General features: G+C 50.7%; 12 protein-coding genes. 7 read left to right on the top strand and 5 right to left on the bottom strand.

The features are described 5' to 3' along the window. Positions 1-212 precede the first annotated feature (212 nt). Both IE076_RS00335 and IE076_RS00330 read right to left on the bottom strand, forming a co-directional pair. Positions 213-1421 carry a glycosyltransferase family 8 protein gene (locus IE076_RS00335; RefSeq protein WP_371871459.1) on the bottom strand — a complete coding sequence of 403 codons (1209 nt, stop codon included), beginning with the start codon at positions 1419-1421 and terminating at the stop codon, positions 213-215. Continuing rightward, positions 1421-2221 (bottom strand): hypothetical protein, encoded by an 801-nt coding sequence (locus IE076_RS00330; RefSeq protein ID WP_189434298.1) that lies wholly within the window; start codon positions 2219-2221, stop codon positions 1421-1423. Before IE076_RS00330 ends, IE076_RS00335 begins: the two co-directional genes overlap by 1 nt. 269 nt (positions 2222-2490) lie before the next feature. Here IE076_RS00330 and IE076_RS00325 point away from each other — a divergent pair, with 269 nt between their 5' ends. Beyond that, positions 2491-3096 (top strand): DapH/DapD/GlmU-related protein, encoded by a 606-nt coding sequence (locus IE076_RS00325; RefSeq protein ID WP_189434296.1) that lies wholly within the window; start codon positions 2491-2493, stop codon positions 3094-3096. Positions 3097-3252: 156 nt separating this feature from the next. Here the strand turns inward: IE076_RS00325 and IE076_RS00320 are convergent, their stop codons facing one another. Beyond that, on the bottom strand, positions 3253-3504 hold the full coding sequence (locus IE076_RS00320; protein ID WP_189434294.1) for a hypothetical protein: 252 nt from the start codon (positions 3502-3504) through the stop codon (positions 3253-3255). Positions 3505-5078: 1574 nt separating this feature from the next. Here IE076_RS00320 and IE076_RS00315 point away from each other — a divergent pair. Together IE076_RS00315 and IE076_RS00310 are read left to right on the top strand one after the other, a co-directional pair. Then, positions 5079-5363, top strand: a complete 285-nt coding sequence (locus tag IE076_RS00315; RefSeq protein ID WP_189434292.1) for a hypothetical protein — start codon at positions 5079-5081, stop codon at positions 5361-5363. Between the two features lie 926 nt (positions 5364-6289). Further along, positions 6290-7207 carry a substrate-binding domain-containing protein gene (locus IE076_RS00310; RefSeq protein WP_189434291.1) on the top strand — a complete coding sequence of 306 codons (918 nt, stop codon included), beginning with the start codon at positions 6290-6292 and terminating at the stop codon, positions 7205-7207. Here the strand turns inward: IE076_RS00310 and IE076_RS00305 are convergent. Next, positions 7204-7671: an Rrf2 family transcriptional regulator gene (locus IE076_RS00305; protein WP_244649574.1), complete on the bottom strand. Its 468-nt coding sequence runs from the start codon at positions 7669-7671 to the stop codon at positions 7204-7206. The genes IE076_RS00310 and IE076_RS00305 overlap by 4 nt on opposite strands. 237 nt (positions 7672-7908) lie before the next feature. On the opposite strand from IE076_RS00305, the gene IE076_RS00300 reads away from it, so the two are divergent. Further along, the gene (locus IE076_RS00300) at positions 7909-9348 is read left to right on the top strand and encodes an MFS transporter (RefSeq protein WP_189434289.1); all 1440 of its coding nucleotides are present in this window, start codon (positions 7909-7911) and stop codon (positions 9346-9348) included. A 323-nt stretch (positions 9349-9671) separates the two neighbouring features. Continuing rightward, positions 9672-11501, top strand: a complete 1830-nt coding sequence (locus tag IE076_RS00295) for an extracellular solute-binding protein (RefSeq protein WP_189435559.1) — start codon at positions 9672-9674, stop codon at positions 11499-11501. Between the two features lie 102 nt (positions 11502-11603). Here IE076_RS00295 and IE076_RS00290 read toward each other — a convergent pair whose 3' ends face one another. Continuing rightward, complete coding sequence (locus IE076_RS00290) at positions 11604-13187, bottom strand: AMP-binding protein (protein WP_189434287.1); 1584 nt, start codon at positions 13185-13187, stop codon at positions 11604-11606. An 858-nt stretch (positions 13188-14045) separates the two neighbouring features. On the opposite strand from IE076_RS00290, the gene IE076_RS00285 reads away from it, so the two are divergent. Together IE076_RS00285 and IE076_RS00280 are read left to right on the top strand one after the other, a co-directional pair. Beyond that, positions 14046-15707 carry an acetolactate synthase large subunit gene (locus IE076_RS00285; RefSeq protein WP_189434285.1) on the top strand — a complete coding sequence of 554 codons (1662 nt, stop codon included), beginning with the start codon at positions 14046-14048 and terminating at the stop codon, positions 15705-15707. Next, complete coding sequence (locus tag IE076_RS00280) at positions 15704-17089, top strand: aldehyde dehydrogenase family protein (RefSeq protein WP_189434282.1); 1386 nt, start codon at positions 15704-15706, stop codon at positions 17087-17089. The genes IE076_RS00285 and IE076_RS00280 overlap by 4 nt, the downstream gene beginning before the upstream one ends. The last annotated feature ends 71 nt before the right edge of the window (positions 17090-17160 follow it).

Genomic DNA, 17160 nt, shown 5'->3' with positions numbered 1-17160 from the left:
GAACTGTGGCTTCATTGGTATCCGCCGTAGAATCCATCAGTCGGAAAAAGATGTCCGAGTGTGCGTTAAAGGTAATCGGGTCATACTCAATAGACAGTTTCTCAGACCTATCTTGTCTTCGTTTCCTGCGTCTTTTCAGCAGTGATTTAAACATTAGTACCACCAAGCGTAATGAACCAACACACATTCTACATCGCTAAAGCTGACTGATCCTAGGCCTCACAATGATCCTCTTCTTCTCTGAATGATTGGGCTGCAGCGAGCTTATCGAAGGGACGGCTCTCCTTAGAATGGCTGTGACGCGGTAAAACCAACTCTGGTCCCAGCAAAGCAAGAGTGTCTTCCAAATTTGCAGTCCGTACCACGTGCCCATCAAAGAAGACTTTGGGCTCCCCTAAAATTGGCGCCTCACTAAAGTCTGCAAATAATCCCTTTTCCAATGCATCGCCGAGAAAGTCATGAGCCAGACCATGATATCGTCCCCAAATTCTCCGCTGCACACGCTCGCGTCTGAACTGTATACCAAGCCTTAACAGTAATCGCCGAACCGCAGTTTTCATGCGCTTTATATAACGCTGGCGGGGCCTGGTGGCAGGCTTTGGGAGCGTTATCTGCAATTGCTTAAAAAGCAAGGCAAAATAGCTGAGATAAACCTGCTGATAGGAATAAAAATCACCATTCCATGGCTTGAGGGGCGCCGTGAAGTGAACAACGACCGGCTTGAACTCATGTTCAAAGCCATAGTCAAATAGGGATGTCTGAAAGTTCCAGCGTGGGCTCAGTTCCGTCCAATCGTTTTTGAAGGTATAATTCAGAAAATCCTGATCAAACATGGTGACGCGATGACCAAACTGATCAAAGTACTTTGAAAGAAGACGCTGGATCTCAAGTTGGCTCCATCGCTCAGTATTTATCAGAAGAACACCTGAGTTAAAGTAACGGCACCCTTCCAGGCCGATGCCTCCCAACCACTCGTCTGTGGTGTATTCCACGCCAGGAAAAGGGACAATCGTCTCGCCCAAAATACCATAGTCGTGAACAGCGGCGATTGTGGTGGGTATGTCAATATCAAACAGCACAGTCGGATCGTCAGCAATCGCGATATCGGCGTCCAAATATACTAATCGTGAATAGTTCTTCAGAAGGTCAGGCACAAACAGGCGTAGGTAAACGATGCTCGGCCATTTCTGACTCTCCGGCAATCCCTCGGGTAGAAAACATTCCAACTTATCAAGGTGGTAGAAAATGCGCTCTGACTTGAGAATTTGGTCGGGGACCAGGTCTTCAAGACGAATGCCCTTGTTGTTGCGCTCCACGAAAACGTGAACATCAAACTTGTTAAAACCTGCCAGAATATAGGCCTGCGCCGCTGCCATCGGGAGGTAGTTCTCATCGACGACGAAGTAAAAGGCATTCTCCATTATTGCCTCATCGGTTGGGCATAAAGCCAGGTCATAGGGCCCTCGCGAAATTCGCAGGACAAAATGAGCCCCTCAATTGCAGGCTTCTGTAAGGTCTCAGGGTAATCCTTCGTATTGCGCGGCGCTTCTTCGATGAGCGTCACCTCATGTGTCTGACTTAAAAAATCAGATAGTCGCTTCTCGATTCCTGGGATCATGAACTCATGCAGTTCGATTAAGAATGTAGACTTGCCTAAGACCTCGGATGGGATGGTCTCGACACCAACCTCACAGCCTTCACAGTCAATGATGAACGCAAGGCTGTCATACGCCTCAAAGGCCGCCATCTCAGAAAAGCTAAAATCCTTCAGGTTCTCAACAGACACACCATTTGCATCGGCGCAGGCCTTCAAAACATCTCTGGAATTCTCGTCAATGTCATAAGCATACACACGCGTGTCCGGCAAGAGACGCTTCATACCAAGCGCGTAGAAACCATCAGACGCACCAATATTCAACATTGCAGACGGGTGCGCCTCAACGATCTTGATAATGTAGGGGTGAAGCTCCTGTTCATATGAACCGATGACCTTGGTCAGAACGTCTCCATCGTTCCACGCGCCGCTCGTCGCTAACTTTAGCCCTTCAAATGGGCCGCGCCTGACAATGGCTTCATGCTCGAGCAGGTGCGCCTCAATCAGGCGCTCCCTGTACTTTAAAATGTTGGCAATCATGAACCCTTTAGAGCCAACTTCCTCACTTCGAAAAGCTGTAAATCCAAGAGGTTTGATGAGGTAATTGAGAACTTTCTTTCGGGCCATACCACAACAACTTTCGACTTGCGCAGATCTCAAAGTCTTACTGTGAAATATGGCAAGGCTACCCAATTCGCAGTATGCCGGATATTCCAATATATTAGGGTGACAGACCAAGAAACGCTGCGTTCCAAAAAAGTTGCCAACGGGTTTGTAACGGGCGAATTAGCTGCAGTTCACTCCGTTCGTTGCCAAGCAAGCTAAACGGAACTGGCGAAAACCTCAGAGATATCATAGGAGTTTACGTTCAGATTGATTAGTTGGGGGAATAAGTAATGTGCATTGAAACTGCTAGTTTCATTGAGGAATGGGGCAACACAGATTGGGGCGGAACACAAGCACCTTGGAAAGCAACCCAAAATATCGAGACTTTGATAAATCGGTTCATCGAACGCTGTGGTAGCGGCTATTCTGTAGACTCTGGAATTGCCATCCACGAGGACGCAGTTGTCGAGGACGGTGCGATCCTGAAGGCGCCGGTTGTGCTGGAAAAGAACGTCTTTGTTGCCAGCAATTCCTATCTTCGCGGAGGAGTTTACCTAGGGGAGGATTGTATCGTCGGTCCTTCATGTGAGCTCAAGTCGACGTTTATGTTCTCCGGTTCGAAAGTGGCCCACTTGAGCTTTGTTGGGGACTCAATTCTTGGTTCAAAAGTGAATATTGAAGCAGGAGCAGTTGTTGCCAACTATCGAAACGAACTAGAAGACCCAACAATATCATTTCAGTACGAGCAAAAAAGAATAGAGACCGGGGTAGATAAGTTTGGCGCTCTGATCGGCGACGGCTCCAAAATCGGTGCAAACAGTGTTATCGCTCCGGGCGCTATCCTTCCAAAGAACACAATTGTAAAGCGCCTCAGCTTGGTGGACCAACGGTCATAGTGTTGTAACGCATAACTTGCAGCATTTGGTTTGGAGCGATCACGTCAAAGCAGCCCCAATTGGTTGGGCCGAGTTAAGCGAGCGGCGCGTCTCACGTGTCATCGCGGTATGTGAACTCACCATTGAGAATGGTGCAGACAACAACCGCATCGTCAATCATGTCCTCACCGCACGCCAGTCGGAGAAGGGCTCAGAGCCTTCAAAGGACGGCTCTGTAAGGGGCATGGCCTGCTGGAAAAGATATGCTGGATAGGCTCGTTGACTGGGCGCGGCAGGAGGGTCGCCTGCAAGGGAAAGTTTGTCATAAAGCTGCGCCAGCTCACTGTATTGACCATGCGTTTCACGAGCAAACTCAGGCTCCATAACCTTGAACAGCTCAACCCCTTTCCGGCTGCTTGTCCAGCTCATTGTAAAACATTGGCGTCGCATTGATCGGGATATTGTGTTGCACCACTCTGTTGTGGGTCTCGACATCCACTGCGGTGATATGGTCCATCCAATTTCGTGCATTGGGATAGTTTTTTGCGCTTCGATGAGTATGTCTGTCAGTCGCATGACGAACTGAGAACGGTCCGCATAAGTGATGACGTCCCGACCGTTCATATTGGTGGGATTGAGCACTTCAAATAACCTGTCAGGCGCCTCACTGTTACCTACTTAGATGATCCTGCCGTCGTGTATTGAAAACGCCTCGGCCTTCGGTTAGTCCGCCTTCTTTCCCATAGCAGATGATGCGGCTAGTAAAGCAACTGAGAGTGTAAGGGGAAAAATCGTTCTCATACTCAACTCTCCTGGGTCTCGCTAACTTGGAAACCTGAAGTATTGAAAATTGTGCGAACTAATATTTTCAAGTTAATAGGAGAGTAACTATCAACCAGATAATAGAAATCAGAATATATAGAGAGTGAAACCGTATGATGTGTTATTTGTACTAGGATTTGGCTAATTCTGCAAGCAAGGCGACCTTTTCGTAAGCACTGATACTCGCTGTATTCGTCCGCTATAAGCCGCTTTCTCACCAATGGGTTCGGTTCTGGAGCCAGCTGGGTTTTCGGTGTCGCATAGTGCTCGGTTTTCCCAGTTAACAGCGCATTTTATGGGTCTGTGCTGCTCAAAAGGCATAGTATTCAACTTTAGCGTCTGGTCGCCGTTTTCTTCAACACAGAGCTTATGGTATGGGCGCGCAACTGGGAAAGTCTACATCCGATGGGGAGCTAAATTCTCTCTTCTTATAAGTATTAAAAATTCTCTCAAAGTTAAAATATCCATAGTGCCAATGTTATTGACGCGATTATTGACACGTAAATAAATCATCACTATGGCTTTCCTTTGGAACCAACAAGAATAAAGGAAAGTTCCAATGACTAAGTTGCATCTTCTAAAGACAATCCCAGTTTTCGTGCTGCTGATTTTGGCTGGTTGCTCGTCAAGTAACTGGGAAAATGACCTCGGGTCTGCCCAAGGTGAGCCAAATGAACCAGGCAACCAGTATGAAGTTCCAATTCATCCTGGGAATGCTCCAGTTAATCAGCCACCACCAGCAAATCAGCCATAATTAGATGAGCAAAGAACAGGCCTGACGACCTATCCCCATTGGTCAAAGGGAGGCCCCTGTTCTCTTCGTTTTCTTTTAGCTGGTTATACTTTGGCTGAGTGTGGTGAGGGTTCTCCGATAAGAACCCGAACCAGCACCACCTGTGCCAGTATAACTGGGGAATGACTGTGAAGCTCCAATCTACTGGAGCTTATACGATTAAAGGAAAGTCCCGATGACGAAGCACATGTCAATGATAGTTCCTGTATTCCTCCTGTTGTTTTTGGCGGGTTGTATGTCAGAAAGCAATGACGTCGACCAAGGAGGGTCAAACGAACCAGGTAATCAAACTGAAGCTCCAGCTCAACAGCCCCCAGGTACTCAGCCGGAAGTTCCAGTTCAACAGCCCCCAGGTAATCAGCCGGAAGGCGATTAAAGGACAGGCCCTATGACAACAAAACACATGCCAAAGATGGCTCCCGTTCTCTTCTTGCTGTTTTTGGCAGGGTGTATGACGGGTGGTCAGGATCAACTAAACGATCCTGCTCAGCTGGCTACAGCTGAAGAGTTGAATACACGTCAGGTCACAGCCACGACGGTCTCTGGTGCAACGTGCACTGGTATAAGCGGGACGCTGACGTGTTCTGACGGCTCTACTGGCACATACACGGCTGCGGCTGGTTCTGTCACCGGAGTTACATCAAGGGGTGAACCCTTCTCCGGGACGTATTGAGGCTGAACGTCACCTCAAAACGTAAAAGAGCTACCACTGTAATCGTGGCCTGCTCCGCAGTTAAAAAGGATCGATGCAAAGCGTTAGCGTGATTGCATCGGCCCTTATTTGAGTTGGTTTGGGCGGCAGATATAGCCCTGAGCATGGCAGCAATGCCTTACCTCAAAGCACAGGGTCACTAATCTGTGGTGGAGGGCAATAGTGTGTGTCGTTGAAATGCGGAGAAACTACGCTTTGTGTCTAAGTAGTGAAGATCTTATAGAACTTATTCGGAAATGGAAGCTTCAGTGATTAGATACGGAATTCTGAAGATATTCTCTGTTCTCTCCATGATAGTGCTGGCGGGATGCGTCGCAAATACTACGCATGGAGTGCCATCCGGTGATGTTTCTCAGTCATCTGATGATCTGTCCTCAAACGATGATTGGGTCAACACTCCGGTTACAGTGACAACATCCTCAGGTGCAATTTGCAATGGTGTCGGCGGTGCAGTGTCTTGTTCTGATGGTTCGACAGGAAGTTACATAGGCGGGTCCGGGGTCTTAACCGGGACAACAACAAACGGCGACACCTTATTCAGGACATATTAAGTTTTAGCCTGCCCATTCAACCAATGAGAGTTACAACGCAAGCTTCGTCTGGCTTTTGTTTGCCTTTGACCATGCTAACGCTCACACCCCAGGTCCTAACGTCTGCGGTACTGGCAGCCTTAGCCTGAACAGGCTCTTCGGACGCGCCCACAAACCAACACAATAATAAACAAGGGTATGTCCGTTTTCATCCCAGCCACGTTTTCATTGGCTCTGGGATCAAACAGATCCAGCATGTGGTCATGTCTTCGGAAACATCCCTGATCTCAACCAGTTGATATGTAGGGCAATAAACCTTGTTCAAACTGAGCAGATCTGGAGAAAGGCAAGTAACTTATGGCAGCCAGCATTATTATGAGCGTAACGGCTGGAGGGTCACGCAAGACCGCAGCAACTGACCCAAAAACGATCGCTGTGATCACCCCGTATTTTGCCCAGCCGGGAACCCAATTGTACATATCAGGGCTAAAGGAGGCCGCAACGCAATTGGGATGGCAGCTTGATATTGTTGATACCGCGGGGGATATTGACGCCATTAACGACGCTATAGAACGTGCTGTCGCCGACAAGGCTGACGCTGTAGTCATCAATGTGGATCCCGACCTGATCTCAAGAGGGATGGCAGCAGCAGCCAACGCAAACCTGCCGGTCGTTGGTATGGATAGCGGGGCTCACCCATTACTTGTCTCCAATGTCACATCAAATGGTTTCGCCATGGCGGCGGAAACCGCAGCCTATGTCGCCAATCGCATCAAGGGGGAGGGCAAGGTGATCATGCTTGTTTATGACCACTTTCCTCCAGTTCAGAAAAGAGCGGCCATCGCAGATGCAGTCTTCGCAAATTACCAGTCAATCGAAGTTATAGAGCGCATTACACCAGACATAACTGACGGTGGTGTTGCTGACACCAAAGCCCAAATCTCCAAAATCCTTGAGGCAAATCCGGAGCCGGGCAGTATCTCAGCAATCTGGGCCGGCTGGGACCAACCCGCACTCGGCGCTCTGCAGGCAATTGAAGCCGCTGGACGTACGGGGGAAGGTATCGTGATTGTGGGAATGGATGGCACAGCTGAAGCATTGCAGGCGATTCAGTCAGGCAGCAATCTGGAAGCGACCATCACGCAGGACTTTCAAGGCATCGGCCACACCACTGCGGCAGTTGTTGCGCGTGTTCTCTCCGGTAAAGAAGTTGTCGAAATCGAAATCTACCTCCCAACCCGGCTTTCAACCAGAGCCAGCCTCTCTGAAGACTAGACTGGCTTATGACCGCTTGCCTGCCGATCTTTGAGCTCTTGCACTTTCTGGGCGTGCGGCAAAACAAGATCAGCAACCGTTTGCTTAGTCAACTCAGCGCGAAAGAACGCGCTTGCATGGTCCAGAGCGCTATCGATCGCTTTGTTGGCCGACTGCTCAAGCAGGCAGGTGGATGTGACGTTTGACAGGCCCAGCGCAAACAATCCTGGAGACCCAAGTGCCTCATAAACATCCAAGAGGGTTATCTGCGTAAGCGGTTTGGCAAGACACCAGCCACCACCGTGTCCCTTCACTGACGTCACGATCCCAGCTTTCCTAAGTCCACCCATAGTCCGGCGCACCAGCGACGGGTTGGTCGCAAGCATTTGTCCAATTTGCTCAGATGTGATTGGGTCTTTGGCTTGCTCAAGGTGCAACAGCACATGGAGCATGCGCGCTAGGCGGCTGTCGGTTCTCAAAGTCACTCTCCGTTTCTTCCCAACCTATACACAAACGGCTTTCGTTACAAACGAACATACAAGATATTGACATTTCACATTTGTAACTTAAAAAGTTACGATATGATCAAGAAACCTCCACCTGTCACCCCATGACAGCTGAGGGGAGCGCGGCAACCGGCACTGCATTGGCGCCTCACAGGGAAATACAGCGCGATTGTATTCGCATACGTTACTTTAAAAGTATCAAATAGAGGAAGATTGATGACACCAAACAGTTTACACCTGAAGGGCAGGGCGCGTGGCAGACCTCTTGCTGTTGCTGCCCTGTTTCTGGCCGCTTTTATGAACCTGCTTGATGTGACCATCGTAAATCTCGCCCTACCGGTTATCCAAAGCGAATTGAGGGCCACCCCCACCCAGCTGGAATGGGTTCTGGTGATTTATGTTCTGGCTTTCGGGGCCGGTTTGCTGCCATTTGGCCGGTTTGGAGATGCCTTTGGCCGGATGAAGCTCTTCAGTTGGGGTATCATCTTCTTCATCTCAAGCTCTTTGATCTGCGGGCTTGCGCAAAACGTTGAAACTCTGATCGCAGCACGGGGCTTTCAGGGCGTGACGGCTGCAATGATGGTGCCGCAGGTGCTTGCTATCGTGCACGTGCTCTTTGAGCCGGAGGAACGCGGTAAAATCATCGGAATTTTCGCAACAGTAAATGGCTTTGGCGCAGTCGCGGGACCCATCCTCGGCGGAGCCATCGTTTCCGCCGATCTGGCTGACTTAAGTTGGCGGCCGATCTTTCTAATCAACCTGCCATTGGGCTTGCTCTCCTTACTTGGCGCACTGGTCTTCCTGCCCAAGATGCCCCCAGCACACAAACAGTCACCAGATTGGATCGGAGCCTGCACATTTGTCAGCATCATCCTCGGCATTACCTACCCGTTAGTGGAGGGACGGGCTTTGGGTTGGCCGGTCTGGTGCTTTGCCCTAATCGCAGTATCGGGGATTCTGGCAGTATTCTTCGTAGGCTCACAGTTAAAGCGCGCCCAGAAAAACCTGCTCCAACTCATCCCGGCAAGCTTGCTACGCGACAAAGCCTTCCTGAGCGGGCTTGTCGTGATCTCGCTGTTTTTCTCTGGAGTTTCCGGCGTTATGTTCATTCTGGCAATCTTCCTGCAGTGGGGTCATGGTTTCTCGCCGCTTGATGCAGGCTTGGCCTCTGCCTTTCATCCTGTGGGCGTCATGATTGCCTCTTCATTGACAGTCCGACTAGGCGCACGTTTTCTGGCTCCGCGACTTGCCGCCGGTGCTGGACTGCTGCTGATCGGTATGACATCCCTTCAGCTGGTGATCCTAATGTCCTCTGGTCCCTTCAGCGTGTTGGACTTCATTGCCCCACTATTGCTCATTGGGGTAGGAATGGGAACGGCGATCTCAGCCATGTTTCAAAGTGTCCTGTTGCGTGTCTCCGGGCCTGATGCGGGCGCAGGCTCAGGTATTTTGCAAACCTTTCAGCAACTCGGCATTGCCATAGGGATCACCATTGTTGGCCAGATCTTCTTCAGCGCTCTCGGTCAGGCAAGCGATCCCGAAACCTTTAACAGCGCCGCCAGCCATGCCCTGTTGTATTCAATCGGCGTCTACCTGCTCCTCACACTCATTCATTTAGCCAGTCTCCTGAAAAGCAAGAAAATGAGCACTGCCTGAAACGAACAGGGCTGATGTCCCGTCAAAGTGTCTCCCAACAAATAGATGGTCCCATGCAGTTGCTGGGGCCATTTCACAAGATGTGTTCAGGCTTGCTACAGGCCAGAATAAGCAGAAGCCTGTTCCAAATTTCCGATCCCGCTCTCTCTTGCCTCGCAAATGCTTGGGTAAGCCATGAGATAGACTTCTTCGTATCTAATGTTACGCCAAGAAGACGCTCCATAAACACACGCAAGTCTTCAAAATAGAATTCTGTCCATCTTCCTATGACGACGCATGGAGCAGGATTATTGTCAGAATTACTTGAGAGAGCAGGTAATTGGATGATGTTTTTACGTTTGGATATCTTCGCCCTGATGCTGGCGACATCAGTTCAATTTGCTCTACCAGCCGCCGCGGATGATGAGCTGCTGTGGCAACACGGATTGTCCATGTACGGCGAACCGGCACTTCCCGAAGATTTCACGCATCTTCCCTATGCGAACCCCGACGCGCCAAAAGGAGGGCGTCTAACGCTTGGTGTTCAAGGCACTTTCGATAGCCTCAACCAATTTGCACTAAAAGGGGCTTTTACTTCGACCCGCGGCATGCAGGAGCGGGTCATGGGAAGCAATATTTTTGAAAGTCTTCTACTGCAATCCAGTGACGAACCTTGGTCTGTTTATGCTCACCTCGCAGAAGCTGTTCGAATGCCCGAGGAACGGGACTGGATCGAGTTTCGCCTGAACCCGGCTGCAAAGTTTTCTGACGGAACACCGCTTACTATAGATGATGTGATATTTTCAATTGAGATCATTCGCGATAAGGGCCGCCTGCCTTACTCAGAATGGTACGGTAAGGTAACTCAGTTTGAGAAGACGGGCGAAAGATCGGTCAAGTTCCACTTTGCTGATGGAAGTGATCGCAAACTTCCCTTTCTCATTGCAACAGCTCCCATCTTTTCCAAAGCAGCCACAGATGTGGAGACATTTGGCCAAAGTACCTTGGTTCCTCCAGTTGCCTCGGGTCCCTATACTTTTTCGGTAATCGAACCTGGGCGCAGGGTTATCTACAAAAAGAACCCTGACTATTGGGGTGAAGATCTGCCGGTGAAAGTCGGCTTTAGCAATTTTGATGAAGTGGTAATTGACTATTACCGCGATCACAACGCGCTCGTCGAAGCGTTCAAGAAGGGGGATGTAGATGCGCTCGCATTTGACAACCCAACACAATGGGAAACCGGATTTGACTTCCCAGCCTTTAACGAAGGCAAAGTAGTAAAAGAGACTTTCGAAAAGAATACGCCTGTTTCTATGGTTGGAATTGCTTTTAATACGCGCCAGCCACAATTTCAGGACAAAAGAGTGCGCAAAGCCCTAGGCACACTACTCGATTTCAACTTCATAAATCGCAATATTTTTCGCGGCCAATACGTGAGAACCGCTGGATACTGGGATAACTCGGATTTGTCCTCCATCGGCAACCCGGCCTCCGAGAAAGAGCTGGAACTCCTAAAACCTTTTAGTGGCGTTGTTGAGGAAGATGTTCTCAATGGCACATGGCGCCCTGCAGAAACGGATGGTTCCGGGCGCAATCGTGACAACTTAGTTACGGCACTCCAACTCCTAAACGAAGCCGGATATGAGCTGGACGGGAATAAACTGATCAATCAGCAAACGGGCGAGCAATTGAGCTTTGAACTCATGGTTCGTAGCCAAAATGAAGAGCGTGTCGCCTTGGCTTTGCAACGGTCGATGAATTTGATTGGTATTGAAATGACTATTCGCATTGTGGATGCCGCCCAGTTTGAAGAACGGCGCTTTAATTTTGATTTCGACACGCTCTTTAACGGTTGGGGCGCTGGATTGACACCGGGAGCAGAACAGACCTCCCGCTGGTCTTCAGCAGCAGCTGATATCAAAGAATCGCGAAACATCGTTGGCGCCAAAGAACCTGCAATAGACTCCCTGATCGCAACGATAATCGCAGCACGCACGCGGGAAGATCTCATTACCGCAGTTCGCGCTTATGATCGCGTGCTGATATCAGGCTTTTATGTAATTCCGCTTTATCACGCACCAACTCAACAACTTGCATACTGGACACGAGTACGCCGTCCGGACGCAATCCCCCTGTTTGGATACCAGTTCGACAATTGGTGGGCGGTGGATTAGAGGCGTGACTACGACAACCTGCGCCTAACATAAGTTAGGGGCAGGCCGTTGTAACCTCGATCTTGTTCGTATGAGGGAAGCTTGCCGCTCCCACGCCAACTATCAAGCGATTTCGCGGTCGTGATTCTCCCAAAACTTCTCGCGAAGTTTGTTCTTCAAAACCTTGTTCATGGCAGAAAGAGGAAGCTCATCAACCAGAGAGATTGAGCGCGGGCATTTATAGCCAGCAATGCGCCCTTTCACATGACTTCGGATATCTTCGAATGTTGGCGCGGTTCCTTCACGCGGCACAATCACTGCATGAACGGCTTCACCGTAGGTTTCATCAGGAATGCCTATCACTGCCACCATAGCAACATCCGGGTGGAGCGAAATCGCGCTTTCCACTTCGGCTGTGTAAACATTCTCGCCCCCTGTAATGATCATGTCCTTCAAACGGTCTTTGAGGAACAGGACACCAAATTCATCCTTCAGACCCACATCACCGGTCCGGTAGCCACCGTTGCGGATTGCTGCTGCCGTTTGCTCAGGTGCGTTGTAATAGCGGCTCATAATGGATGGGGTGTAAAACACTAGTTCCCCAACACAATTGGGCGGTAATTCATTGCCTTCCTCATCCTCGACACGCACGTCAAGCAAGGGAGAACTGGCCTGCCCAGCTGCGCTGATGCGGGCATACTCACCTGAATGAAACTGAGGCCACAAGAACACACCTGCACCGGCCTCCGTCATGCCATAGGCCTGCGTCAGGCCAGTCTTCGGGAAGCTTTCTTGCACCAGTTTCAAGAGCGCTTCAGAAATAGGTGAGGCTCCATAGGAGATCTGAGTTACATCCTCGAAATCTTCAGAGTTAAACTCAGGTGCATTGATGAGCATCTGGAACATAACCGGCGCCATGAAGAATGACGTAACGTCGAAGGTTTTGACCGCTGCGACGATCAGGTCCGGCCGGAACATGGGCACGATCACGAGTGGCCTGTTTTGCAGCAAGCGGGATAAAATCGGTCCATAGCCTGAGAGGTGGAACAATGGCATGACAATCATAGCAGCACCCGGCAAAGTCGGGGTACCGTTGATAGCCAGAATATTGGCGCAGGACAACATGGACTGGTGGGTGTGAACTACGCCTTTTGGGAACCCAGTTGTTCCGCCGGTGTAACTCATGAAACACTCGGTATTCACATCCCGGCCAAGCTGAAGTTCGCACGGTTCCTCAAGCAAGCTCTCATAGCGCGAAACACCTTCATCTACATCGCTTTGCCCGATGTGAATGAAGTGTTTAAGCGATCCGGCCTGTTCTTTGATTGCATTCACCATAGGCGCGAAAGTATCGTCATAAACAATGGTGTTCATCTGCGAATGGTCGATAGCGTATAGCAACTCTTGGGCTGACCAACGAATATTAAGGGGAACGAAAATCATGTCGGCAAGAATTGCCCCGACCATAGCTTCTGCGTATTCAAAGGAGTTAAGGCTTAGCAACGCAACCCGACTTCCCTTTTCCACGCCTAGCGTTTCTAAGCCCTTTGCAAACTGCCGCGCACGCATGGCAAATTGCTTGCTGGTGAGCGTGCGGCCACTGAGGTCGTTCAATAACGGTCTGCCCATCTCAACGCTGCCAAGATAATTGACGAGCTTGTCAAAGTTCATTCCCCCGGACTGCGCCGAGTTTTGATTTACAACCATATTACCCTCCCAAATTATAGGTCGCTCAGCGCAGGCTATGCGCTGCTATAGTCAAATTCTAATTGCCTGCTCTCCCATTCGTGCCAATGATGGCATGCCTTTCATATCGAACGCCCCATGGACCTGTCGCGCTTCAGAAAACCGCCTGTATTTTCTTAGTGAAATGGTGCCTGCTTTACAGTCTCTCCAAGCAATGCAAGATCTGCCATGCCGGTGCTATTCTTAAAATTCACCAATTGAATACCGCCCTTATCGAAAATCGAAACCAATGTAACCAGAAGCTCGCGCTCTGCCTCTTTCCGCCGTTGCTCCTGCCTCTAACTTGCTCCCAAACCAGCTTACTATTGCGAAAAATCAGCTGGACATTCATTAGATATATCAGAAGGTGTAGATGACGTACACGTCACTTTTCCAAAATGCTGGATCGTTGAGCATACTTCGCGTCGTTAGCCCTAAGACTATGACTTTCATAGGAAATTGAAGCCTACAGCAAAACCACGGAAGCTCTAATAAGCGTTGCAATGATCGAGCATATGGTTCGAGGAACTACTCCAGATTGTAATTCTTGAACAGAATCTTAAGCGCTCCGAACTCGCTCCCTAAAAAAGAGCACTACCTAGAGTTTAGCTCATGCTCGTCTTGTAAAAATAACTTGTGCTCTTTAAACTTTGCCAAAGTATCCTGCACGGAAGTGCTTGAGGATGGGCGTAACCTGCTTTTCGATAGAGTAGCAGATACACGAGGGCCTTGGAGCCTGTCCGCTGTACTGGCTCCGTCAGGGCCAGCCGCTCGACTGTTTTAATGAGCGAACAAGCAGCTGCTCAACTGAGGCCTGTCGTCGACCGAACAGGAGCCCCCATGCCTGATCCTCAATCTCCGATGAAAGCATCTGATCGTTTTGTTGCTGCGCTAGAAGCAGAAGGCGTCGAACATGTCTTTGCTCTTACGGGTGAAGAGAACCTTGATCTATTAGAATCCCTGCGCACCTCCAGTATTGAGGTGGTGCAGAACCGGCACGAACAGGGATCCGGGTTCATGGCTGCCACCTATGGGCGTCTGACCGGCAAGGCAGGCGTTTGCATAGCAACGCTGGGGCCGGGGGCCACCAACCTCACCACACCAGCGGCATTTGCTTTTCTTGGCGGGATGCCCCTGGTCATGATCACCGGTCAAAAACCGATCAAGAAATCCAGACAAGGGCAGTTTCAGATTGTCGATATCGTTGGCCTGTTTGAGCCAATCTGTAAGATGTCCAAACAAATTGTCCATGGCGACACCATTCCGGCAATTGTGCAAGAGGCCTTCCGCCTGGCACAAGAAGAACGCCCGGGTTCTGTCCTGCTGGAGCTTCCTGAAGATATTGCGCCTGAAGATACATATGAACCTGTTTTAAAGCCTCATCCGCGCTATTACGCGGTTGCAGGTGATACGGTGCTGAATGAAGCGGCAAATATGATCCGCAGTGCGAAAATGCCGTTGTTGCTCCTAGGCGCGGGTGCAAATCGAAAGGACGTGCACTCCGTTGCCAGCGGATTTGCAGAGTTGACGCAGATACCGTTCTTCAACACGCAGATGGGTAAGGGCGTTATTGATGAACGTTCAGACCTGTTTCTTGGTACCGCTGCCCTTTCCGAAGGGGACTATGTGCACTGTGCCATTGACCGAGCTGATCTCATCATCAATGTGGGTCACGATGTGGTAGAAAAACCGCCGTTCCTAATGGAGCACGGCGGCACCAAAGTCATCCATATGAATTACAAGGCGGCGAAGGTCGATCAGGTCTACTTCCCTCAGGTGGAAGTGGTTGGCGATCTTGCATGTTCGCTGATGCGCCTTGGTGATGTCCTAGGTGGTCCGCTGGATTTTGATCGCAGCTATTACAAACGCGTAAAGAAAGAGATCGACGAGCATATCTCTGAAGGAAGCGATGAGCCGCGTTTTCCGGTTATCCCGCAGCGGCTGGTTGCCGACACCCGCAAGGTGATGGGGGATTCTGATATCATCGCGCTCGATAACGGCATGTACAAGATCTGGTACGCCCGCAATTACAAGGCGCATAAACCTAATACGGTCCTGCTGGACAACGCATTGGCAACAATGGGAGCTGGCCTGCCATCCGCCATGATGGCAGCAAAACTCTATCCGGACCGTAGGGTAATGGCCATTTGTGGTGATGGCGGCTTCATGATGAACAGTCAGGAGCTGGAAACTGCCATTCGCATGAAGCTCAATCTGGTAGTAACGGTGTTGAATGACAGCGCCTACGGCATGATCCGCTGGAAGCAGGCCCTTGCTGGATTTGAGGATTGGGGCCTGCAGTTTGGTAACCCGGATTTTGTTGAATACGCAAAGAGTTTTGGAGCGACTGGCCACAGGATCACCCGTACAGAAGACCTGGTGCCAACGTTCGAGGCTGCCTTTGCTGCCGGCGGGGTCCATGTTGTCGATGTGCCGATTGATTACAGCGAAAACCAGCGTGTTCTGATCGATGAGCTTGCAGCGAGGGTGTGCCTGATATGAGTAAGACACTGGATGTTGTAAACCCGTTTTCTCTGGAAGTGATCGGCAGTGTTCAGACCAGCGACTGGGATCAGATTGATGCCATGATGGAGAAGGCGTATCGCCTCTTTAATAACCGTGATGCGTGGCTTCCCGCCTATCAGCGCATGGATATCCTGAAGAAGACCTCAAGGTTGATGGAGACGCGCTTTGATGAGCTGGCCTTCCAGATCGCCAACGAAGGCGGCAAGCCTCTGGTTGATGCCAGGGTTGAGGTTGCCCGCGCTATTGACGGTGTAGAGCTTTGCGTGCGCGAGATTTCTCAGATGACGGGCCGGGAGATCCCGATGGATCTGACGGAGGCCGGAGCAGGGCGCATTGCCTTTACCCATCGCGAGCCAATCGGCGTAGTGATCGCGGCCAGTGCCTTCAACCACCCGCTGAACCTGATTGTGCACCAGGTGGGTCCAGCGGTGGCCACGGGGTGCCCAGTGATCATCAAGCCAGCCCCGGATACACCACTGTCGTGTATGTCTTTTGTTGAGATGCTCTATGAGGCCGGGCTGCCAAAGGATTGGTGCCAACCGGTTGTTTGTTCCAACGATGTTGCCGAGCAGATGATTACCGACCCGCGGGTGGCCTTCCTGTCCTTCATAGGCTCTGCCCGGATCGGCTGGATGTTGCGCTCAAAGCTGGCCCCCGGTGCACGCTGTGCTCTGGAACATGGTGGAGCTGCACCTGTGATCGTCAGCGAAGATGCCGATATCGACAAAATGATCCCACTACTGACCAAAGGTGGTTATTACCATTCTGGACAGGTGTGTGTCTCAGTCCAGCGGGTCTTCGCGCCGCCCACTAAGGCTGAGGAGATTGCAAAAAAGTTGGCAGCAGCTGCCGCTGCGCTGAAAGTTGGTAATGCGACGGACCCAACAACGGATTGCGGCCCGCTGATCCGCCCACCTGAGGTGGACCGCGTTGAGGAGTGGGTCAGAGAGGCAGTTGATGGAGGTGCCAAGCTGATGACGGGTGGTAAGCGTTTAGGGGAAACGACCTATGCGCCAACGGTTCTACTGGACCCACCGGCAGACGCCCGCGTTTCCAGTCAGGAAATCTTTGGCCCAGTGATCTGTGTCTATAGCTCCAAGACAACGGCTGAGGCGATCCAGGCAGCCAACGGTCTGCCCTTTGCATTCCAGGCCTCGGTCTTCACAAAAAGTCTGGAGACAGCACTGCAAACGGTTTCAAGGCTTGATGCCAACGCGGTGATGGTCAACGATCACACTGCCTTTCGAGTAGATTGGATGCCCTTCGCAGGCCGCCGCCAGTCCGGCTACAACATCGGCGGCATCGGCTACACCATGCATGACATGACCCAGGACAAAATGGCAGTGATACGGCTGTAGCCTCTGTAAAGCCAGGTGGGCACAAACACCAGCTCACCTGCCGAGAATGCTGCAATCCTATGCCTGCCAAA

It is taken from the genome of Pseudovibrio japonicus, assembly GCF_014651595.1.
Classification (GTDB): Bacteria; Pseudomonadota; Alphaproteobacteria; order Rhizobiales; family Stappiaceae; genus Pseudovibrio; species Pseudovibrio japonicus.
The sequence above is the reverse complement of the archived record's forward strand: the minus strand, read 5'-3'. Positions and strand labels throughout refer to the sequence as shown.